Annotated in this window: 22 protein-coding genes and 2 pseudogenes; 14 read left to right on the forward strand and 10 right to left on the reverse strand. The window is 62.7% G+C overall.

Annotated features, from left to right (window positions below; genetic code table 11):
- Window positions 1-4 precede the first annotated feature (4 nt).
- The 6 genes from H7X45_RS01370 to H7X45_RS01395 all read right to left on the reverse strand — a co-directional run bounded on the left by H7X45_RS01370 (window position 5) and on the right by H7X45_RS01395 (window position 6,059).
- On the reverse strand, window positions 5-964 hold the full coding sequence (locus H7X45_RS01370; RefSeq protein ID WP_187335792.1) for a type II secretion system F family protein: 960 nt from the start codon (window positions 962-964) through the stop codon (window positions 5-7).
- Between the two features lie 61 nt (window positions 965-1,025).
- On the reverse strand, window positions 1,026-2,300 hold the full coding sequence (locus H7X45_RS01375; protein ID WP_187335793.1) for a CpaE/TadZ family protein: 1,275 nt from the start codon (window positions 2,298-2,300) through the stop codon (window positions 1,026-1,028).
- Window positions 2,300-2,899, reverse strand: a complete 600-nt coding sequence (locus H7X45_RS01380) for a CpaD family pilus assembly protein (protein WP_187335794.1) — start codon at window positions 2,897-2,899, stop codon at window positions 2,300-2,302. Before H7X45_RS01380 ends, H7X45_RS01375 begins: the two co-directional genes overlap by 1 nt.
- Window positions 2,900-2,930: 31 nt before the next feature.
- Window positions 2,931-4,520, reverse strand: coding sequence for a type II and III secretion system protein family protein (locus tag H7X45_RS01385; RefSeq protein WP_187335795.1), 1,590 nt, complete (start codon window positions 4,518-4,520; stop codon window positions 2,931-2,933).
- Window positions 4,521-4,524: 4 nt separating this feature from the next.
- Window positions 4,525-5,538, reverse strand: coding sequence for a Flp pilus assembly protein CpaB (gene cpaB / locus H7X45_RS01390; RefSeq protein ID WP_187335796.1), 1,014 nt, complete (start codon window positions 5,536-5,538; stop codon window positions 4,525-4,527).
- Between the two features lie 47 nt (window positions 5,539-5,585).
- Window positions 5,586-6,059, reverse strand: a complete 474-nt coding sequence (locus tag H7X45_RS01395; protein ID WP_187335797.1) for an A24 family peptidase — start codon at window positions 6,057-6,059, stop codon at window positions 5,586-5,588.
- Window positions 6,060-6,090: 31 nt separating this feature from the next.
- Between H7X45_RS01395 and H7X45_RS01400 the strand changes: the two genes are divergently transcribed.
- Both H7X45_RS01400 and H7X45_RS01405 read left to right on the forward strand, forming a co-directional pair.
- Complete coding sequence (locus H7X45_RS01400; RefSeq protein WP_187335798.1) at window positions 6,091-7,026, forward strand: alpha/beta hydrolase; 936 nt, start codon at window positions 6,091-6,093, stop codon at window positions 7,024-7,026.
- Window positions 7,023-8,111, forward strand: coding sequence for an NAD(P)/FAD-dependent oxidoreductase (locus tag H7X45_RS01405; RefSeq protein ID WP_187335799.1), 1,089 nt, complete (start codon window positions 7,023-7,025; stop codon window positions 8,109-8,111). Before H7X45_RS01400 ends, H7X45_RS01405 begins: the two co-directional genes overlap by 4 nt.
- Here H7X45_RS01405 and rnhA read toward each other — a convergent pair whose 3' ends face one another.
- The 3 genes from rnhA to ispH are packed head-to-tail and all read right to left on the reverse strand — an operon-like array spanning window position 8,112 to window position 10,538.
- Complete coding sequence (rnhA, locus tag H7X45_RS01410; RefSeq protein ID WP_187335800.1) at window positions 8,112-8,579, reverse strand: ribonuclease HI; 468 nt, start codon at window positions 8,577-8,579, stop codon at window positions 8,112-8,114.
- Window positions 8,576-9,577 (reverse strand): homoserine kinase, encoded by a 1,002-nt coding sequence (gene thrB, locus H7X45_RS01415; protein ID WP_187335801.1) that lies wholly within the window; start codon window positions 9,575-9,577, stop codon window positions 8,576-8,578. Before thrB ends, rnhA begins: the two co-directional genes overlap by 4 nt.
- Before the next feature lie 4 nt (window positions 9,578-9,581).
- Window positions 9,582-10,538 (reverse strand): 4-hydroxy-3-methylbut-2-enyl diphosphate reductase, encoded by a 957-nt coding sequence (ispH, locus tag H7X45_RS01420; RefSeq protein WP_187335802.1) that lies wholly within the window; start codon window positions 10,536-10,538, stop codon window positions 9,582-9,584.
- A gap of 138 nt (window positions 10,539-10,676) precedes the next feature.
- Between ispH and H7X45_RS01425 the strand changes: the two genes are divergently transcribed.
- The 10 genes and pseudogenes from H7X45_RS01425 to tatC all read left to right on the forward strand — a co-directional run bounded on the left by H7X45_RS01425 (window position 10,677) and on the right by tatC (window position 19,285).
- Window positions 10,677-11,321, forward strand: a complete 645-nt coding sequence (locus tag H7X45_RS01425; protein WP_187335803.1) for a hypothetical protein — start codon at window positions 10,677-10,679, stop codon at window positions 11,319-11,321.
- A 28-nt stretch (window positions 11,322-11,349) separates the two neighbouring features.
- Entirely contained in the window at window positions 11,350-12,813 is a 1,464-nt protein-coding gene (locus H7X45_RS01430) for a hypothetical protein (RefSeq protein ID WP_187335804.1), read from the forward strand.
- 20 nt (window positions 12,814-12,833) lie between these two features.
- Window positions 12,834-14,561: an arginine--tRNA ligase gene (gene argS / locus H7X45_RS01435; protein ID WP_187335805.1), complete on the forward strand. Its 1,728-nt coding sequence runs from the start codon at window positions 12,834-12,836 to the stop codon at window positions 14,559-14,561.
- A gap of 40 nt (window positions 14,562-14,601) precedes the next feature.
- Entirely contained in the window at window positions 14,602-15,261 is a 660-nt protein-coding gene (locus tag H7X45_RS01440) for an SPOR domain-containing protein (protein WP_187335806.1), read from the forward strand.
- Window positions 15,262-15,384: 123 nt separating this feature from the next.
- A pseudogene (nagZ, locus tag H7X45_RS01445) lies at window positions 15,385-16,394 on the forward strand (beta-N-acetylhexosaminidase).
- A pseudogene (locus tag H7X45_RS01450) lies at window positions 16,391-17,159 on the forward strand (segregation and condensation protein A). Before nagZ ends, H7X45_RS01450 begins: the two co-directional pseudogenes overlap by 4 nt.
- Window positions 17,156-17,794: an SMC-Scp complex subunit ScpB gene (gene scpB, locus H7X45_RS01455; protein ID WP_187335807.1), complete on the forward strand. Its 639-nt coding sequence runs from the start codon at window positions 17,156-17,158 to the stop codon at window positions 17,792-17,794. The pseudogene H7X45_RS01450 and the gene scpB overlap by 4 nt, the downstream one beginning before the upstream one ends.
- A gap of 33 nt (window positions 17,795-17,827) precedes the next feature.
- Window positions 17,828-18,097 carry a twin-arginine translocase TatA/TatE family subunit gene (locus H7X45_RS01460; RefSeq protein ID WP_187335808.1) on the forward strand — a complete coding sequence of 90 codons (270 nt, stop codon included), beginning with the start codon at window positions 17,828-17,830 and terminating at the stop codon, window positions 18,095-18,097.
- Window positions 18,098-18,122: 25 nt separating this feature from the next.
- Window positions 18,123-18,506, forward strand: a complete 384-nt coding sequence (gene tatB, locus H7X45_RS01465) for a Sec-independent protein translocase protein TatB (protein ID WP_187335809.1) — start codon at window positions 18,123-18,125, stop codon at window positions 18,504-18,506.
- Window positions 18,503-19,285 carry a twin-arginine translocase subunit TatC gene (gene tatC, locus H7X45_RS01470; protein ID WP_246449556.1) on the forward strand — a complete coding sequence of 261 codons (783 nt, stop codon included), beginning with the start codon at window positions 18,503-18,505 and terminating at the stop codon, window positions 19,283-19,285. The genes tatB and tatC overlap by 4 nt, the downstream gene beginning before the upstream one ends.
- 27 nt (window positions 19,286-19,312) lie before the next feature.
- Here the strand turns inward: tatC and H7X45_RS01475 are convergent, their stop codons facing one another.
- Entirely contained in the window at window positions 19,313-19,438 is a 126-nt protein-coding gene (locus tag H7X45_RS01475) for an entericidin A/B family lipoprotein (protein WP_187335810.1), read from the reverse strand.
- Window positions 19,439-19,726: 288 nt separating this feature from the next.
- On the opposite strand from H7X45_RS01475, the gene H7X45_RS01480 reads away from it, so the two are divergent.
- Both H7X45_RS01480 and H7X45_RS01485 read left to right on the forward strand, forming a co-directional pair.
- Window positions 19,727-20,725 carry a cysteine synthase A gene (locus tag H7X45_RS01480; protein ID WP_187335811.1) on the forward strand — a complete coding sequence of 333 codons (999 nt, stop codon included), beginning with the start codon at window positions 19,727-19,729 and terminating at the stop codon, window positions 20,723-20,725.
- Window positions 20,722-20,976: a hypothetical protein gene (locus H7X45_RS01485; protein ID WP_187335812.1), complete on the forward strand. Its 255-nt coding sequence runs from the start codon at window positions 20,722-20,724 to the stop codon at window positions 20,974-20,976. Before H7X45_RS01480 ends, H7X45_RS01485 begins: the two co-directional genes overlap by 4 nt.
- Window positions 20,977-20,979: the final 3 nt, after the last annotated feature.

Raw genomic sequence — 20,979 nt, forward strand, 5'->3', positions numbered from 1 at the left:
CTCCTCAGATCTCGAAATTGACCATTTTGGCCATGATGAAGCCGCCGATCGACATCCAGATAAGGCCGCCCATACCGGCGATGATCAGCCGGTCTTCGCTGAAGAAGCCCGAAAGATATTCCGGGTTCATCCAGTAGACGATACCGAACACGAAAAAGGGCAGGGATCCCACAATGTAGGCGGACGCCTTGGATTCGGAGCTCATCGCCTTGATCTTCAGTTTCATCTGCGCGCGCTTGCGCAGCACATCGGCGAGATTGCCGAGCGTCTCCGCCAGATTGCCGCCGGTCTCACGCTGGATGGCCAGCGTGATGACGAAGAACTGAAACTCCGCCGTGCCGAGCCGTTCCGCCACTTCCTGCAATGCATCTTCCATCGCGTGCCCGATCTTGATCTTTTCCGTGACGCGCTTGAATTCCTCGCCCACCGGGCCGGGAACTTCCTTGGCGACAACTGCAAGGGTCTCGCCAATCGGAAGGCCTGATTTCAGGCCACGAACCAAAAGCTCGAGTGCATCGGGGAAGCGCGCGGTGAACTTGTTAATTCGCCGGGTAATCATCTTGCCGACCACCAGATGCGGCAGGCCGAAGCCGATGATGCCGCCTAGAAGAAGACTGAAGATCAGCGGCGCGCCCTTGGCCATCAGCCCCAGAAAAACGAACGCGAACAGGCCACCGCAAATGGCCAGATATTTCTGGACCGAGATGACCTTGCCGGTCTGTTGCAGTCGCAGGATCAGCTTTTCGGTCCGGCTGCCGCTTCTGGCATTGCGGGGCCGCTGGGCGGCAACCGCCTTGCGCATCTGCTTTTCGACCAGAGCAGCGTCGCTGTCGCTATGACGCAGCTTCACGGCGGTAAGCCGCCGGCTGCTGGCCTTGCTGACATTCGGCCCGGCGAACGCCATCACCACCATGCCGAGCATGATCACGATCGTCGCGATGAACATCAGCATTTGTACGTTCATCGGACAAACTCCGCTTGCGCGTTAGATGGGTGAAGGCCGTTCGCTGACATTGCTGCGGCGATCAGGCCTTCGCCTTGGCTTTCGAAGGCAGCAGGGATGAGAAGGAGAAGCTGCTCTTGCCAGACTTCTTCGATTTGCCTGCTTCGACACCATCGGTCTGCTCATCCTCTTCGGCCTGACCTACGATCATGTCGGCAATGCCCTTGATCGCAGCGGATGCCTTGCTGGATCGGACAGCCTCGACAATCGGCTTGCCCAGCTTGGACGCCTGCGCGGCCGACTTGGGATCGGCTGGTACCATGAAATCGATCTTGTGCTCGATCGAGGACTCGAAATCCTTGCGACTGATCTCCAGCGCGGAGCTCTGCACCTTGTTGGCCACCAGGATCGGGCGGCTCTGCGGCGCATTTGCCTTCAGCCAGGCGAGAAGGCGGATGGTGTCGCGCGCAGCCGCGAGCGACAGTTCGGTCACGATGACGTGCACCTGCAGATCGTGCACAAGATGCGGATAGTTGATCAGCATATTGCGCGGCAGATCGATCACGGTCGCCTCGAACGCTCCGCGGAACTCCTCCTGCAACTGGAAGAAGGCGGTGCCGTCGGTCATGATCGGATTGCTGATCGGTGCCTCGGCCGACAGCAGCGAAAGCTTGTCGTTTGCCTTGATCATAGCGCGTTCGATGAACAGCCCGTCGATACGGCTGGGATTATCGATCGCGTCCGTCAGCCCTCGGCCAGGCTCCAGATCGAGTGACAGCGCACCGGTGCCGAAATGAACATCCAAGTCGAGAAGTGCCGTGAGGCGGCCAAGACGGTCGCTCAAAAGCCAGGCGAGCGAAGTGGCAACGGTCGATGCGCCGACGCCGCCGCGTACGCCGATAACGGCGGTGCTGATGTGGCTACGGATACCTCCGTCGTCCTCGGCCCTCGGTGCGTTCATCATCGCCTGCGCCTGCGCAATGGAATCGCGCAGGGCATCGGGGCCGAATGGCTTCAGCAGATAGTCGTGCAGACCGCTCACCATCAGATCACGGTAAAGACGTACATCGTTGATCTGGCCGACCGCGATTACCATCGTGCCGGGCTCGCACACTTCTGCGAGGCCGTTGATATCGTTCAGCGGATCTCCGGACTCGGACAGGTCGACCAGAAGAATGTTGGGGCTGGCCGAAACGGAGAGCGACTGGATGGCGTTGCGCAGCCCGCCTTTGCTGACCTTTTCCGGTGCCCAGCCCATGTCGTCGCAGACGGAGCGGACGATGTCATAGGTGTTCACATCGCAAACATACGCCTCGAACGGATCACGCGAGCCGCCGGCTTTCCAGGGTGCGTTCATCAGTTGTCTCCCGTTTCGCCGCTGCGATAGGCCTCGACGGGGCGAACGGCACGGGTGCTGTCATGGCCGTGCGCATCCTGACCGCGGACCAGATCCTCGGGATCGGCGATCATCGCGGCGAGGTTGCTGTTCGTGGCGCAGCCATAATTGGTGTGATTGCCGCCGGTATAATTCGCCTCGCTCTTCTTGCTCCAGTCGGGGCAGGAGGGAACGGACGCACGCGACCGCGTAAGCACGACGCGCACCGTCCCCGGCACGACAGCACCTGCGGTTACCGGTGCGGTATCAACAACGGCCACGTCGTAGTTGGCGGCGATGTTCGAGACCTCAGTCGCGGTGCCGGCATCGGCGAAGCCGCCGCCATAATCGATCGCGATACGATCCCCATAGCCTGCGTCCAGGGCCGTCATCCATTCGCCCAGACGCTGACGTTCGCCCGGTGCCAGGCCGTTTGCGCCTGCGTTAAGGTCGATCGCGTAATTGGCGCGCGTCACCACTGGCTGGTGAACCGAATACATAGTGCGATTGACGTGGCTGCCGGTACAACCCGCCAGCGACAGGCCGATAGCGGCGATCATAAGCTTTGCTGAAATATGCATGGAAGCTGACCTTTCTGGCTGTCCGGGCGCGTTAATAGCTGAAGCCGGGAGCGGCGGTGTCGTTGCTGGCGCGCGCTTTGGAGTTGGCCGGTGCAGCATTGCCGATCGCCGGACCCGCAGGCTCTTCCGGCGCGATCGTTGGCATCGGGCGGGTTCCGCCGCTGACACCGTCGCTCTGCCGGTTCAGGAGCAGCCTCTGGGCATCGTTCGGGCTCTGATAGCCATCGGTCGGCAGCACGATCTCGTTATCCGAAACAGGCTCCACCAGATAGGGCGTGACGATGATCATCAGCTCGGTTTCATTGCGCCGCCAGCCGTTCGATTTGAATAGATTGCCGAGGATCGGGATGTCGCCCGCGCCAGGCATCTTCTCGACAGAACTGGTCGATGCGTTGCTCAGAAGGCCTGCGATCATGAAGCTCTGGCCGGAGCCAAGTTCCACGGTCGTTTCGGCACGCCGCGTGATCACCGCGGGAATCTCGGTTCCGCCGAAACGGACCGCGCCTACGCTGGAGATATCGGAGACTTCGGGGCGAACGCGCAGGGAGATGCGGCCATTGGCCAGCACTGTGGGCGTATATTGCAACTGCACGCCGTAATTGCGGAATTCGACCGTGGTGGCACCCAGGCCGTTTGCGATGGGGATTGGGAACTCACCGCCCGCCAGAAATTCCGCGGTTTCGCCGGAGACGGTCGTCAGATTAGGCTCCGCTAATGTCGAGATGAGACCTGCGGTTTCCGAAAGATCGAACGCGGCAGCCACGTCCAGACCGAACAGGCGCCCAGCGGCCTGAATCACGTTTGCGCCGCTTGGAATGTTGAACTTGTACTGCGTGCCGCTGGTCACGAACTGGCCGGTTGCCGGGTCGAAGGGCAGGCTGATGCTGCCCGGCGGCAGGCCGAATTGCGACGACGCGTCGAGCACCGGCAGGCCCTTGGTGGGCGTGCCCGAGATGTTCACAAAGTCACGGCCGCGGGCGACACCGAACAGAAAGCCGCCGCTCGTGTCGCGCGTGGCCAGGTTGCCGTTGATTTCCTTGGCGAGCGAACGGCTCACTTCGGCGATCCGCACGCGCAGGTTCACTTGCAGCGGCGTTTTGGTGCGTACTCGGCTGATTACCTTCGTGCTGTCGCCGACGAACGCCTGGACCAGGCGCTCGGCCTCGGCTGCGTCCTCGGGATTGGCGACGGTGCCGGTCAGCAAGGTCACGCCGTTCAAGCTGTTGGTCCGCAAATTGGCCTCGGGCATGGCCAATGTAAGCATCTGATCGATCGTCTCGATATTGCGGCCGGTGCGGATGATCGCGCTGTAAACGGTCTTGCCCGCACCATTGGTGGCGTAGAAGGTGGTCTCGCCCGGCGCTTTACCAAACAGGTAAATCTGCCGCGGGTTGGTCACCTGAACGTCGGCCACCGAGGGATCGGCGACGAAGACGTCGGTAATGCTGGAGGGCAAATTGATCTGCTCACCCCTGCCGACGGAAAGGGTAAGGGTGCGGCTGGGCCGATCGGTCTGCTGTGCAGCGGCCGGGGTGGCGGCGATCATCGCCGGGGCGATTGCCGTAGCCGCGGCCAGTGCGAACAGCGCGGCTCCCGGCTTGATGCGAAGAAACTTCTTCATGACCCTATCTCCGGTCGAACGTAACGGTGGTGGAGTTATTGCCCCGGGCGACGTTCACGACGGGCCCTTTGGCTTCCTCCTCTGCCTTTTCCTCGATCGCCTTTTTCTCAGGCGCGGTCTGCGGCGGGATGCTGCGGCGCTGGAAGCGCGAGACGTCTCCGCCGGTCGAATAGCTGGACTTGCCGTCGATCGGTCGCTGCGCGAGACTGCGCAGCACGCGCTCCTCTTCCTCGGGATCGCTGGTGGCGGGCACCTTGATCGCGCCCGAAGCGATCGCTTCTTCCAGATCGGCGGAGCTGTCGGCGAGCGAGCGTAGCGACAGGCTGATCGTGCCGATGGTTTGCGCCACGGTGATTTTTTCCGCGATGCGCGGCGTGGCTTCCAGCGTTACCAGTTGATAGCCGGTGGCAACGGTTTTGCCGCTTTCGTCCACCTGCGGCTCGGTACGCTGGTCGGTCGCCAGAACGCGCAGGTTGCGGATGATCGTTTCCGAAACCTTCAGCGGCTTGTTGGTCGAGTTCTCGACAGCAACGCCGTCTACATTCTGAGTCAGCACGAGATCGACCCGGTCTCCCGGAAAAACAAATCCTGCAACGCCGGTAAGGCCGGAAACCGGCACGGTAACGGCACGCATGCCAGGGCCGAGCGCGGCGGCAAGGAAGCCGCGATCGCCGGGGGAGACCAGCGCACCATGCGTCAGCGGTTCGCCCGCCGTAATGGCGTGGCGAACGACGGTGCCTTGCAATTTGGTGATATCGACGGCGCCCTCTACACCTTCGATGAAATAGGCATCGGTCACCATTTCAGCGGGCCAGGGCTGATAGCGAAGGCTGTCCGCGGTAATGATTGTACCTACGGGAAGGCCGCGTGTGGCGACCAGAACCTTGGGCCCTGTCGGCTGCGCCGCGGCCTGGGTTTCAGGAGCCGCGGAACCCATGAACAGGCTGCGCGCCATGAACGCGGCGATGGCGGCGATGAACAGCGCCCCCACGAGCAGAATGAGTTTTCTCTTGTCCATGACGCCTGTTGTCTCCCTGAAGGCCCCTTTTGGTCAGCGTGGATCAATCAGCCATATTGGTTAAAATATCGTTCACTGCAGATGATGAGCCCGGCGATAGCGATCGCCACGCCATAGGGTATCTGGGCAAATCCCTGACGCTTCGCGAAGCGATGCTCCATCCAGAAAACCACGGTTACAATCGCGCCCAGAATTGCGGTGTAGAAAAGCATCCGCGTCGTGGTGGTCCAATCGAACCAGAGCGCCATGGCGGTGAACAGCTTCACGTCCCCGCCGCCCATCGCGCGCAGATAGAAGAACAGCGAAAACAGCAGGAACACGATCACGCCGGTGATCAGGTGCAGCGCCATGTCCGGCCAGACGGGTTCTCCATTGGCGATCCACCATAATGGCGCGCCGATCGCGATCGGCAGCACGATCTTGTTGTAGATCTTTCGATCCTTGATGTCGGTATAGACAGTCACCAGCAGCAAGATTGCCAAGGCGGCGAGCAGCCCGTAAGCGAAGGGGTTCCCAGTCATAGCCCCCTCGTTAACCAGCATTGCTTGCCAAATGGTAACCATAGACCGCAGAGCCATTCCGGACGCCGCCACGGAGAGCCACTGGCAAGCCGAAGACGGCTGGTCGATCCGCCGGATCGACTGGCGCGCGGATGCGCCGAAAGGATCGATCCTGTTCCTTCCCGGACGCGGCGATATCTACGAGAAATATCTCGAGACATTGCACGGCTTCTGGACCGACGGTTGGAATGTCACCGCCAGCGACTGGCGCGGGCAGGCCGGTTCGGGACGTTTCTCCGAAGAACCCAATGTCGGCCATGTAGATGATTTCGCGACCTGGATCGCGGACCTGGCCTGGTTCTGGAAAATTTGGGCTACGCAGACGCCCGGACCGCATATTCTGATGGGCCATAGCATGGGCGGCCATCTGGTCCTGCGGGCGTTGGCGGAACGGGCCGTCGATCCCGACGCTGCAATTCTGAGTGCGCCGATGCTGGGTATTCACGCGGGCGGCGTTCCCTATTGGGTGGGCCATGCTTATGCGCGGCTGATGACGCGGATCGGCAATCCGGCGCGGGCGGCTTGGAAGGATAGCGAGAAGCCCGGTTCGCGTGCCAGCGAACGTCATAAACTGCTGACGCATGACAAGGCGCGCTATGATGATGAGCCGGGCTGGTGGGCGCTTCGTCCCGAATTGAAAATGGGGCCGGCGAGCTGGGGCTGGGTTGAACGGGCGATGGAATCCATCCGCGGGCTGGAGCGAACGGGCACGTTGGAAGCGATCGACACCCCGATGCTGATCGTGGCGACAACGGCGGATCAGCTGGTGGACACCCGGCGGATCATAACCGATGCAAAACGTCTGCCCAATGTCGAATTGGTGCTGTACGGCGGTGAGGCAGCGCACGAGCTTTTGCGTGAGGCCGATCCGGTGCGCGATCAGGTAATGGCAACCATCGGCGCGTTCCTGGAACGGCAGACGCAGTGAGCGATTTCGACATTGCGATCACTGGCGCCGGAATGGCGGGCGCCAGCCTTGCCGCCGCGCTCGCACCGCATCGCTCGGTCCTGCTGCTCGAGGGCGAGGACCAGCCGGGCTATCATAGCACCGGCAGGTCGGCCGCCTTCTGGGATGAGAGTTATGGTGGCCCAGGGGTGCAGCCGCTTACCAGCGCCTCTTTTCCCGCGCTTTCCGAGGGCGGGTTCCTGCGCCCGCGCGGCGCGCTGCATATCGCGCAAAGCGGTCACCAGCAGGACGTGGCCGCTATGTTGGATGCCTTTGCGGATAGCCCGGTGCGCATGGAAGAACTCGATCGCGGCGGGATCGAAGAGCGGGTGCCCGGCATCCGTGCGGGCTGGGATCATGGGGTGTGGGAGCCCGATTGCCGCGATATCGACGTGGGCAGCCTCCATGCGCATTATCTTTCGGCATCGGCGCGCGCAGGGGCCACGCTGCAGACCCGCGCATCGCTGCGTCAGGCCCGCTGGTCGGGCGGCGAGTGGCTCATCGAAACCGCGGCCGGCGCGTTTTCGGCGACGCTGCTGGTCAACGCGGCTGGCGCGTGGGCGGATGCCGTAGCCCTATCGAGCGGCGTGCGCCCTTGCGGCATTCGTCCTTTCCGCCGCTCGATCGCTCAGATCCGAACGCGCCCGGCGGCGAGCGCCGATCTTCCACTGATCCTTGGCCTCGACGGCAGTTTCTATTTCAAGCCGGACGCTGGCGGGCGTTTGTGGCTCAGTCCGCATGACGAGGTGCCGAGCGATCCCTGCGACGCTGCGCCTGAGGAAATCGCCGTCGCGACTGCCATTGCGCGGTTCGAAGAGGTGGTCGACTGGACGGTCGAGGCCGTGGAACGTCGCTGGGCGGGACTGCGCAGCTTCGCGCCCGATCGGCTGCCGGTCATCGGCCGCGCGCCGGACAATGATGCCTTTTTCTGGTTCGCCGGGCAGGGCGGTTTCGGCATACAGACCGCGCCGGCGGCGGCCGCGCTAGCCGCCTATCTTATTCTGGGATCGGGGAAAATGCCGGACGCAATAGAGCCGGCACGTTATTCGCCTGTGCGCTTCGCCTGATCAGTCTTCGGCATCGTAATCGGGCGGGGGCGGTCCGGCGGCCTGTTCCGCTGCATCGCTCGCCAGACGATCGACCCGCTCGTTCTCGGGATGGCCGGCATGGCCCTTCACCCACACCCATTCGATATGATGCTGCGCGCAAGCGTCGAGCAATGCGCGCCACAGATCCTCGTTACGGACCGGCTTCTTCTGGCTGTTCTTCCAACCGTTTTTTTGCCAGCCGATCACCCAGCGGGTGATCCCGTCGAGAACATATTTGCTATCGGTGGTCACAACGACATTGCACGGCTCGATGAGCAGCTTCAGCGCCTCGATCGCGGCGGTGAGCTCCATGCGGTTGTTGGTGGTGTTCGCCTCGCCGCCTGACAGTTCCTTCTCATGGCCCTTGAAGCGCAGCAGCGCTCCCCAGCCGCCAGGCCCCGGATTGCCCTTGCACGCGCCGTCGGTGAAAATTTCGACCGTCTTCATGCCGGGCGTTCTCCTGAATTGCTGTGATGCGCGAACGGGTTGCCGTGCTCCCCGTCCATCACGGCGCGATAAAAGTCCAGCCGCCGCAGGAAGGCAAGAGGGTCCTTCCGGGTTACCAGCGCGTCCGGCGGGGTCGCGATCCAGTCGTAAGCGCGGGTAAGCAGGAAGCGCAGGCATGCGCCGCGCGCCAGCAAGGGCAGCGTTTGTTCTTCAGCTTCTGTAAGCCCGAAACCGGCGCGATAGGCGCAAATCAGCGCCTGCGAGACATCCTCGTCGAAGCCCGTGCCGTCCGGCTTGAAGCACCAGGCCGCATGCGTGACCGCCAGATCGTAAGCGCGGATATCCGTGCAGGCGAAGTAGAAATCGATAATTCCGGTGACCGCGCCGTCCAGCATCAGGACATTATCGGGAAAAAGATCGGCATGGATCGGTGCCGCTTCGAGATGAGCCGGCCATTGCTCTTTAACCAGTTTCAGCTCCGCCTCGATCCGCGGCCCCAAATCGGGAGCGATCGCCCTGAGCCCGTCGCGGTCGCACCGGGCGGCGAGGGCCTGCCATCCTTCAGGCCCCAGGCTGTTGGGTCGCTGGCCGTCAAAGTCCGCCCAAGCGGCATGCATCTGCGCCAGCGCCGTTCCGACGCTCGCCGCCTGGTCTGCATTGGGCCGCTCCGGCGATATGCCGTTTAGGAACGCGATGAGGCATGCGGGACGACCGGCCACTTCCTGCACCACGCGGCCCTCTTGATCTCCGATGAACGCAGGGACGGGCAGGCCGCGCGCGGCGAGATGGCCGACGAGATCGATAAAATAAGGCAGATCGCTTTCATCCACCCTGTTCTCGTAGAGCGTCAGGATGAATTGCGCGCTGGTGGTCTCGACGAGATAATTGCTGTTTTCCACCCCCTCGGCAATACCCTTGCAGGCACGCGGCGCGCCGACGTCATAACGCGCCAGCAGCCGGGCGAGCGCATCCGGCGAAACCTGCGTATAGACCGCCAAGACGTCAGGCCGCTTCCAGGCTCCGCGGAAGCTTGAAGACCATCCGCTCCTTGGCGCTTTCGATCACTTCCTCCTGTACGTCGAACCGCTCTGAAAGCTTATCGACAAGTTCGCGAACAAGCAGCTCGGGGGCCGAAGCGCCCGCGGTCAGGCCAAGGGTGCCAACGCCATCCAGCCATGTGAAATCGATGTCATCGGCGCGCTGCACCAGCTTGGCGGGCGTTCCCTCGCGTTCGGCTACTTCCACCAGACGCACCGAATTGGAGCTATTGGTGGCCCCGATCACGAGCACGAGATCGCAGGATGAGGCAATTGCCTTGACGGCCTGCTGGCGGTTTGACGTCGCATAGCAGATATCCTCGCCGCGTGGCCCGACGATCGAGGGGAAGCGGCGCTGGAGGATGTCGGTGATCGCTTTGGTATCGTCCACGGAGAGCGTCGTCTGGGTCAGAAAAGCTAGATTGTCCGGCTCGGCAGGTTGCAGCGCTTCGGCATCCGCTTCCGTTTCAACCAGCGTCATGCACCCCTCCGGTACCTGACCGAAAGTGCCGATCACCTCCGGATGTCCGCGGTGGCCGATGAAGATGATATGCCGACCTGCATCGACCTGCCGCTCGGCCTGGCGATGCACCTTGGAAACGAGCGGGCAGGTGGCATCGATATAGTCGAGCCCGCGCTCGGCTGCCTTGTGAGGGACGGCCTTCGGAACGCCGTGAGCGGAAAAGACCACCGGAACGCCGTCCGGTACGTCATCGACCGTCTCGACGAAAACCGCGCCCTTTTCCTTCAATGTATCCACGACGTATTTGTTGTGGACGATCTCGTGACGGACATAGACCGGCCTGCCATAGATCTCGAGCGCACGCTCGACGATGGTGATGGCCCGGTCCACGCCGGCGCAGAAGCCGCGCGGCGCGGCGACAAGCAGGCGCAGCGGCAGGCGATCGGTGGTTTCGGGCATGGCGGGGATCCTCGGCTCATCGCAGGGCGTCCGGCCCGATGGGCCAGCACGGTTGCACCCTATATATTGCGGGGATAAGGCGGCGTGAACCCCGGAACGGCGCGAATCTTGTCCGCGCCGCCATGAAAGGATCGACCGTTGAAGAAATTCCTGTTCGCTGCCGCCGGCCTGGCTCTTGCGCTTGGCGGTTGCTCCAAAGAGGGCGATCTCGACCTTTCGAGCGGGGTTGGCGTCAATGTCGTACGCTCCGGCTGCCCCATCGTCGGCGTGCCCGAGGGGCTGGGCGATATCACCACTTTCCGCACCGCTGGATCGCAGAACTTTTCCGATCTGGACGTGGTGGCGGACATCACAAACGTGCGCGGAAGCTGCAATGAAAGCGGTGCGAAAATTTACAGCCAGGTGGATTTCGACGTGCAGGCGCGTCGCTACGACACCCGGCAGGCGCGCCAAGTGACGCTGCCCTATTTCTCCGTCATCACGCAGGGCGGTACCGCCGTCGTCGCTAAGCGCGTGGGTGAGGTAACGCTGAATTTTGCCGCTGGACAGGAACGCGCTTCGGCAAAAGCAAGCGCTGCCGGTTATATCGACCGCGCAGCTGCCACGCTGCCCGATGACATTCGCCGCCAGATTACGCGTGAGCGCAAGGCCGGCGATGCCGACGCGGCGCTCGATCCGCTGGCGCAGCCGGAAGTGCGCGCCGCAATCGCGCGGGCCACGTTCGAACATCTCGTCGGGTTCCAGCTGAGCCAGGATCAGCTGCGCTACAACGTCACGCGTTAAAGCCGCGCCGAGAGGGAATGGGTCTGCCATGGGGGGGAAGGTTTGGCCGGTAGGCGGGCGCACCGCGCTGCTGCTGTTTGCATTCGTCTGGATAAGCTGCGGCTATTTCGGTTCCTGGGCCTTTAATCCCAACAACACCACCCGCCTGTTCGCAGCGGTATCGCTCGTTGAAGAAGGCGATGCGACAATCGACCAATATGCGGAACTCGCATCGGATCATGCGAAGTTCGGCGATCATTATTACACCGACAAGGCGCCCGGCATGACGCTGATGGCGGTACCGGCAGTCTGGTTATTGGATCGGATCACGGATGACGAGGCGATGTTTCATTCGCCGAGCCTGGGGGACCGGGGCTTTGTTGATTATGTGGTGCTGCGCGTCTGGCTTTCCGCTTTTCTATCGTCAGGGCTGCTCGTCGCGCTTGGCGCTGTCGCACTCTATTGGACGGGCATTTCGCTGACGGGCAATCGCGGCGCTGCCATGTTCGGGGCGCTGTCCTATGCCGTTGCCACGCCCACCTGGGGCTGGGCCACCACCATATTTGGCCATGCCGCAGTGGGCGCGCTGCTGCTGATCGGTCTGGCGGGACTGCGCTATATTGCGGTGAGCGGCCCCGATCAGGGGGTAAGGCCCGGGCGGCTCTTCACGGCAGCGGCAATTGCCGCCTTCGCGCTCGGCTGGGCGCTGGTGGTCGAGCATCAGTCCGTTTTCGGCGTGCTGGCACTGCTGCTCTATGGCCTGTGGGAGGCGCGCAGACTTCCGGTCGCGCTCAGGCTTAAGCTGCTGGGCGTGGGCGTGGCCGCGGGTCTCGCCGCGTTGGCCCCGCTCGTCATCTACAACCTCATCGCCTTCGGGACGCCGTTCAAGGTAGGCTATGAGGGCGTGGAAGGGTTCGAAGGGATGCAGCAGGGTGTGATGGGGCTGACTTATCCCAAAGCCCATGTGATGTACGAAATCCTGTTCGGTGAGCGCCGCGGTATCCTCTGGCTTTCGCCTTTGCTCGTGCTCGCTCCGGTGGGTCTGTTCCGCATGATCGGCCGGGAGAATTTACGGGCCGCCGGCTGGCTGGCCATCGCGGGCACGGCCATCTATTTCCTGCTGAACGCAGCTTATGTGTACTGGACCGGTGGCAACAGCACCGGGCCCCGTCATGCAATGCCCGCCATGGCTTTTCTTGGGCTTGGCTTGACCGGATACTGGGCGCTGTGTCGCGGCCTCTTCTGGAAGACGCTGGGCGCAGCGCTGTTCGCCGTCAGCGCCATTATCGCCTCGATGATCGCCGCCGCCAATGTCACCGCTTATGAAGGCGAAACGCAGGCGCTGAAGGTGGAGGTCTGGCAGCGTTTCATCGAAGGCAATATCCGCACCGTGCCGATGGAGTGGTTCGACTGGGCCTGGATCCCATCGCTCACTCTCTATTGGGCGTTTGCGGGCGTTATGGCGCTGTTGATCTGGCTTTCGCTGCGCCGGGATGCCAAGGCGACCGCCTGAATTTTATCGCGAGTGAAGCCATGACGATTTTTGAAACCTATTCCGCACGCGTTGGCGAGGCGCTGGATGCGCTGAGCGCCGATGGCGTGATCCCGGCCGATCTGCCGCGCGACAAGTTGGCGGTGGAGCCGCCCCGCGATCCCTCGCACGGAGACCTCGCCTGCAATGCCGCGATGGTGCTGGCAAAGCCCGCTGGCATGAAGCCGCGCGATCTGGCTGAGAAGCTGGCGGAAAAATTGCGCGCCGCGGACGGCGTGGAATCGGTCGAGATCGCCGGCCCCGGTTTCCTCAACCTCCGCTTAAAAGATGGTGTCTGGCTCGGCGAGCTGCGCGAGATTGCCTCGCGCGGGGACGATTATGGGCGTTCCGCAGCGGGCAAGGGCGTTACCGTCAATATCGAATATGTTTCCGCGAACCCGACCGGGCCGATGCATATGGGGCATTGCCGCGGCGCCGTGGTGGGCGATGCGCTGGCATCCGTGCTCGAAGCGGCGGGCCATAAGGTCATCCGCGAATATTATGTGAACGATGCCGGCGGCCAGGTCGATACGCTCGCCCGCTCCGCGCATCTGCGCTACCGCGAGGCGCTGGGCGAGGATATCGGCGCCATTCCCGAAGGCCTCTATCCGGGCGATTATCTGATATCAACCGGCGAGCGGTTGGCGAAGGAATATGGCGACCGCTATGTCGTCGCGCCGGAGAGTGAATGGCTGGTGCTGTTCCGCAAGGAAGCCGTCGCCGACATGATGGAGATGATCCGCGCCGATCTCGCCTTGCTCGGCATCCATCACGATCTGTTCTCATCGGAAGCGGCGCTGCACGAAGAGGGTAAGGCGGATGCCGCCGAGGCAGACTTGCGCGCCCGCGGCCTCGTTTATGACGGCGTGCTCGAGCAGCCCAAGGGCAAGACGCTGGACGATTGGGAGCCGGTGGAGCTGCCCCTGTTCCGCTCCACCCAGTTCGGTGACGATCAGGATCGCCCGATCAAGAAATCTAACGGTGCCTGGACCTATTTCGGTGCCGATCTCGCTTATCATTACCAGAAGGCCCAGAGCGCCGATCAACTGATCGACATCTGGGGCGCGGACCATGCCGGCACCGTCAAGCGGATTAAGGCCGCCGTCGCCGCGCTGACCGACGGCAAGACTGCGTTCGACGTGAAGCTGGTGCAGATGGTCAAGCTGCTGCGCGGCGGTGAGCCGGTGAAGATGTCCAAGCGATCGGGCAGCTTCGTGACGCTGGCCGAGGTGGTGGAAGAAGTCGGCAAGGATGTTGTGCGCTTCACCATGCTCACACGCAAAGCCGATGCCCAGATGGATTTCGACTTCCAGCAGGTTGTCGAGGCGTCGAAAGACAATCCGGTCTTTTACGTGCAATATGCCCATGCCCGCATCTGCTCCACCTTGCGCAAGGCAGAGGCCGAGATGGGGGTGACGCCGTCCGACGCGCAGCTCGATCGGCTGGGCGAGGAAGAACAGGAGCTTATCAAGCTCGCCGCGCAATTCCCGCGCATTGTCGAAAGCGCGGCGGCAGCGCGCGAGCCGCATCGTATCGCCTTCTATCTCGGCGATCTGGCGGCGGCGTTCCACGCGTTCTGGAATCTCGGCAATGATCGTCCGGACAAGCGCATCATTATGACACAGGACGAAGAGACCACGGCGGCGAGGCTTTATCTTGCCGCGCAAATCGGGCAAATTATCCGCAACGGGCTGGCTCTCATGGGGGTGGAAGCCGCGACGAGCATGTGAGCTGGATGCCTCCCATGCCCGTATATCGGGGACGAAAATAATGACCGACGACGTAAGGCGCGATCTGGATCTGGGCGAGGACGACAGCCTCCCCTGGCTGGAGACGGCGGACGATTACGACAAGCCGGACGGTCCTTCCACCGGCAAGGTCGTGCTGCTCGTAGTCGCGGGCCTTGCGCTGATCGCGGTGATTTTCGGCGGTATTTTCGCCTATCATAACAATAGTCAGGAACAGAGCGGCAATGGCGAACTGATCGCCGCGCAGGAGGGCGACTACAAGGTCGCGCCCGAGGACCCTCAGGGCAAGCAGTTCGAAGGGGAGGGCGATGCCGCCTTCGCCGCGAGCGAGGGCAAATCGCGCGAGAGCAACGCCATGCCTGCCAAGCCCGCGCCTCCTGAGCCGAAGGCCACACCGGCCGCTGCCGCTTCATCTGCCGCTGCAGGCGCCAACGCACCGGCTTCGGGCGGGGTGCTGGTGCAGCTGGCCGCGCTGAACAGCGAGGCCGCGGCAGAGCAGCAGTGGAGCAAGCTGTCCGGCCAGTATGAATATCTGAAGGACATGCGCCACCGCGTCGTGAAGGCAGAGGTGGAGGGGCGCACGGTCTATCGCCTCAGTGCCGTTTCGTCCGACCGGGCCAATGCGAACACCTTGTGCAATCGCATCAAGAGCGATGGCGGCAGTTGCCTGATCGCAGGCTGAGCGGGCGGGGAAGTCCACGGCTTTCCCGCCGTCCATCCACAGAGTTTTCCACCGCCCGCTTGCTCGCGATTCCGGCGCGGTCTAAGCTTACTGCCTGATGAGGCGAACCAGGTTCAGGACGGCATGCTAGCGGCGATTTTCGGACTATCCGGGCTGGAACTGACCGACGCGGAGCGCGGCTTTTTTCGCGAGGCGGATCCTGCGGGTTACATCCTGTTTGGCCGGAATTTCGAAAGCAAGGATCAGGTCCGCGCGCTGACCGATGATCTGCGGGGCGCTGCATGGCCGCGATGATGTGCCGATCATGGTGGATCAGGAGGGCGGGCGCGTTCAGCGGATGAAGCCCCCGGTCTGGCCGCAATTTCCCGCGGGCGAGCGCTTTGCGGAGCTTTACCGGCTGGCCCCCATTTCCGCCATGCAGGCCGCGCTGTTGAACGCGGAGGCGATCGGGCGTTTCGCTGGCCGAAGTCGGCATCAATGTCGACTGCCTCCCGCTGCTCGATGTACGCGCGTCGGGCGCCCACGATGTCATTGGTGACCGGGCACTGGGCGAAGAGCCGATGCAAGTGGCGGCGCTGGGCCGCGCTGTGCTAAATGGACTGGCCGCCGCCGGGGTGGGCGGGATCGTAAAGCATATTCCCGGCCACGGCCGCGCCATGGCGGACAGCCACAAGTCGCTCCCCGTGGTAGACGCCAGCGTCGATGAACTGGAGCGCGACATCGCGCCGTTCGCCACGCTCTCGCACGCCACCATGGCGATGACCGCGCATATCGTCTTCACGGCGTGGGACGCAGCCCGGCCTGCCACGCTTTCGCCGACCGTGATCGAAGATGTCATTCGCGGCCGGATCGGCTTTGACGGGCTGCTGTTCAGCGATGATCTGGACATGGAAGCGCTTGACGGCAGCGTGCCGGAGCGCGCCGAGGCGGCGGTGGCGGCCGGGTGCGATATCGCGCTCAACTGCTGGGCGAAAATGGACGACATGACCGGCATTGCACAGCGCCTCGGTACGATGAAGCCCCAAACCAAGCGGCGTTACGAAGCTGCCTGTGCGGCCTTGGGCAACCCTGGCGGGCAGGGGCGGCTGGACGAACTCGTGGCCAAGCGCGACGAGCTGCTGGCGCTGGTGTGAGCGCGGACGCTCAAGACGGTTTCGAGGAAGCGGCCTATCGCGAACCGGAGCAGCTGACCCTCGACATCGATGGCTGGGAAGGGCCGCTCGACCTCTTGTTGTCGCTCGCGCGCGGGCAAAAGGTCGATCTGCGGCAGATATCTATTCTGGAGCTGGCTGAGCAATATCTCGCCTTTATAGACCGCTCGCGCTCCCTGAAGCTCGAACTTGCCGCGGATTACCTGGTGATGGCCGCCTGGCTTGCCTTCCTCAAATCGGCGCTGCTCCTGCCGAAGGAGGAGCAGGCGGACCCCAGCCCCGAAGAGCTGGCGCTGCGCCTGCAATTGCGGCTCGAACGTCTCAATGCGATGCGCGAAGCCGGTGCACGGTTGATGGCGCGGGACCGTGAGGGGCGCGATGTCTTTGCACGCGGAGCGCCCGAGGGGCTCCCGGGTCATCCATGAGCGCGCATGGGATTGCGATTATTTCACGCTGATCAACGCCTATGGTCAGTTACGCGCGCGCACCGAGCCGGCGCTCCACATCGTCAAGCGCCGCGCGGTGGTGACGCTGGAGGAGGCGATCGACAGGCTTTCGCGGTTGATCTCCCATGCCGTCGAATGGACGCGGATTGAGCATTTTCTGGCCAAGTCCGAAAATCCGGAGCTGCGCAAATCCTCGCTCGCATCCGGTTTCGTCGCTGCGCTGGAACTGGCCCGGCAAGGGCGCGTGGCGCTGGATCAGGAAGGCACATTTGCGCCGCTGCGGCTGCGGAAGCGGTCATGAGTGCTCTGGCCGACGACGTCCGCGCGGTGGAGGCCTGCCTGTTCGCGGCGGAGGACGCGATGACGGTGGAGCAAATTCGCGCTTATGTCGGCGAGGCAATCGACATCGGGGCGGCGCTAGCCGCGCTTGAAGACCATTATCGCGGGCGGGGAATCGAGCTGGTGAAGCGCGGGCGCGCCTGGCGCTTTCAGACCGCGCCCGATCTGGGCAGAATGCTGCGGCGCGAACGCACACAGCTGCGGCGCCTCAGCCGGGCAGGCGTCGAGACGCTCGCCATTATCGCTTATCATGAGCCGGTCAGCCGCGCGGAGATCGAATCCATTCGCGGAGTGCAGATATCGAAGGGCACGCTCGATGTGCTGATGGAAGCGGGTTGGGTGCGCCCGGCCGGACGACGCGAGGTGCCGGGGCGGCCGCTGATCTATGCAACGACGCCGGAATTCCTGGTCCACTTCGGGCTGGAAAGTCGGCGCGATCTGCCCGGAATCGACGAATTAAAGGCGGCAGGGCTGCTCGATCCGGTGGACGAAGTCTTTGATGCACTGGAGGAAGAGGCCGAGGCGCGCGCGGATGCCGTTAATGAATCGGACGTGCCAAATGAGGATTGGGTGGCAAGCGGCCGCGGGAACGTTTAGATAGCGGGGAAACAGGCCTTCGGAGATTCTGTAATGCAACCGAGTATCTGGCAACTTCTGATCGTCGCCGCACTGGTGCTCATCCTGTTCGGCCGCGGCCGCATTTCCGAGATGATGGGCGATGTCGGCAAGGGCATCAAGAGCTTCAAGAAAGGCATCACGGACGAGGATTCCGACCAGCGCGAGCGTGAACAAAGCCGCCGTGACCGTGCACCCGAGGAGCCCCGCCGGATAGAGGGTGCGCCGGCTGAGCCCCGTACGGATGCCGAGCGTGAGCGTGACCGGGATTATACCTCCAACTGATCGCGTCTGACGCGGCGGAGTATCGATGTTCGATCTCGGCATTTCCGAGATGGCGGTGATCGCGGTGATCGCCATCGTCGCCATTGGACCCAAGCAATTGCCGGATGCGCTGATGACCGCAGGCCGCTGGGTCGCGCGCATTCGCGGCGTGATGCGGCAAGTGCGCGAAGGCTTCGACGAAATGGTTCGCGAGGCCGAGCTAAAGGATCTCGAGAAAAAATGGGCGGACGAGAATGCCCGCATCATGCGCGAACACCCTGAAGGCGCGCTGACGCCGGAGCAGCAGCGCGGGGACGAGCCGCAGATGCGGCCCCTGCCGCCGCCCGAAGCGCCCGCAGCGACGTTCCCTCCGCCGGACGAGTCCGCGCCCGCACCTGCGGAGCCGGACCGCAAGGACGATAGCGCGTGAACGATATCGATGAGAGCACAGCGCCGCTGCTCGATCACCTTATCGAACTGCGTGGCCGCCTGATAAAGTGCATGATCGCGCTCGTGATCGGCTTCGCGATCGGCGCTTATTTCGCCGAAGATATCTTTGCGCTGCTTGTGCGGCCCCTGACGGATGCCTTTCCGCCGGGGCAAGGCAAGCTGATCTATACGAAGCTCTACGAAGCCTTTTTCGTTGAGATCAAGGTGGCGCTGTTCACGGCCTTCCTGCTCGCCTTCCCGGTGATCGCGCTGCAGCTATGGCGCTTTGTCGCACCCGGTCTTTACGCGCGCGAAAAGAAGGCTTTTCTGCCGTTTCTTTTCGCTTCACCGATACTGTTCATTGCAGGCGCGTCGCTGGCTTATTTCATGGTCATGCCGCTCGCATTTCAATTTTTCCTTGGATATGCGGGCAGTTCGGGCGGCCTCAATGTCGAGGCGCTTCCGGCGGTCGGCGATTATCTGGATTTGGTGATGCGCTTCGTGCTGGCCTTCGGAGTCGCGTTCCAGCTGCCGATCCTGCTACTGTTGTTGCACCGTGCGGGACTGGTAACCCGCGAACAGCTTATCGGCTTTCGCCGCTACATGCTGGTGATCAGCTTTCTGGTCGCGGCAATACTGACGCCGCCCGACATCATCTCGCAGTTCATGCTCGGGATCCCGCTCGTGCTTCTTTATGAAGGATCGCTGATCCTGATGCTGATTACGGACCGGAAGACGGCAAAAGAAAAGGCGACCGAAGACCTTCGATCGCCTCTATAAACCCGGATGGGCCTGGATGCGGAGCGATCAGTCGATCGCGTCTTCTCCAGCCTGACCGACCGAACGAATGTCTTCGCCTGCGCCCTTGACGGTGTTGCACCCGGCAACAAGGAAGGTCGCCGCAACGAGGCTCGCCAAAACAATTTTACGCATGTTAATCCTCCAAACGCTGGACAAAAATGAGGCCCGGATGGCTGGGTTGGGAGGAGCGCATCCGGGCCTTAATACAGAACAGCGGCAAAGGGGGGGAGGGAGTTCCGCTGCTCTGACCATCCAAACGGACGCTTGTCGAAAAGGGTTCCGAGAAAAATCTCGGCAAGCGAAAAAAATGACAAGTCATTGATTTCTAAAGTGACTTTTCGCCAATCTTTCTGAACCGATCATGCAGTGCGTTGTTTCTCCGCTGTTGCCCAGCCCATCGCCAATATCTAGAATGGGTCGATGGAAACGCTTCACACTACATTGGACCTTATCGGTAACACGCCGCTCGTGCGCCTCAAGGGGCCGAGCGAGGCGGCGGGCTGCGACATTTTCGGCAAATGCGAATTCACCAACCCTGGCGCGTCGGTGAAGGATCGTGCGGCGCTTTATATCGTGCGCGATGCCGAGGAGCGCGGGGCGCTGAAACCGGGCGGGACGATTGTGGAAGGTACGGCGGGCAATACCGGTATCGGCCTTGCGCTGGTCGCCAACGCTCTGGGCTATCGCACGATCATCGTGATGCCGGAGACGCAGAGCCGGGAAAAGATGGACACGCTGCGCGCGCTGGGGGCGGAGCTGATCACCGTGCCCGCCGCTCCATTCTCCAACCCTGGCCATTTCGTGCACACCTCCCGCCGGATCGCGGAAGAAACCGAAAATGCGATCTGGGCGAACCAGTTCGACAATATCGCCAATCGCCGCGCGCATATCGAGACGACCGCGGAAGAAATCTGGACGCAGATGGACGGGCGGGTCGACGGCTTCACCTGCGCGGCGGGCACGGGCGGCACCATCGCGGGCGTAGGCATGGGCCTGAAGCAGAAGAGCGAGGACGTCCAGATCGCGCTGACCGATCCGCACGGTGCGGCGCTGTACGAATATTTCGCGCATGGTGAGCTGAAATCCGAGGGCAGTTCGGTCGCCGAAGGGATTGGCCAGGGGCGGATCACGGCCAATCTCGAAGGCGCGCCGATCGACGATCAGTTTCGCATCTCCGACGAAGAGGGGATGGAGTGGGTTCGCCGCCTCCTCGCCGAAGAAGGCCTGTGCCTTGGGTTGTCGTCGGGCATCAATGTGGCCGGTGCTGTCGCGCTGGGTCGCAAGCTGGGTTCAGGCAAGCGGATCGCGACGATCCTTTGCGACACCGGTTTTCGCTATCTCTCCACGCTCTACAATCCGGAGTGGATGCGCTCCAAAAATCTCGAACCGATGCCCTGGCAGGTCGAGGCGACCCGGTGACCCAGCGGCGCGAGAATGTTCAGCGCTTGCAGATCGGCGTTCTCGGTCTGGTCGCGGTCATTCTGCTCGTCGGGCTGGCGGGGATCGCCAATGACCGCGCGAGCAACGAGGTGCCGGTGACCGAAGAGATCGCGGAAACCGGCTCTCCTGTTGCGGAGGCGGCCCCTAAAACCGAAGCGCCGAAGGAGCCGCTCGCTGAACTCGGGGCCGTTCCTGCGCCGGAGGAGACCTCCGTGGCCAAAGCGAAGTAGATT

The organism is Novosphingopyxis iocasae (assembly GCF_014334095.1).
Taxonomy (GTDB): domain Bacteria; phylum Pseudomonadota; class Alphaproteobacteria; order Sphingomonadales; family Sphingomonadaceae; genus Novosphingopyxis; species Novosphingopyxis iocasae.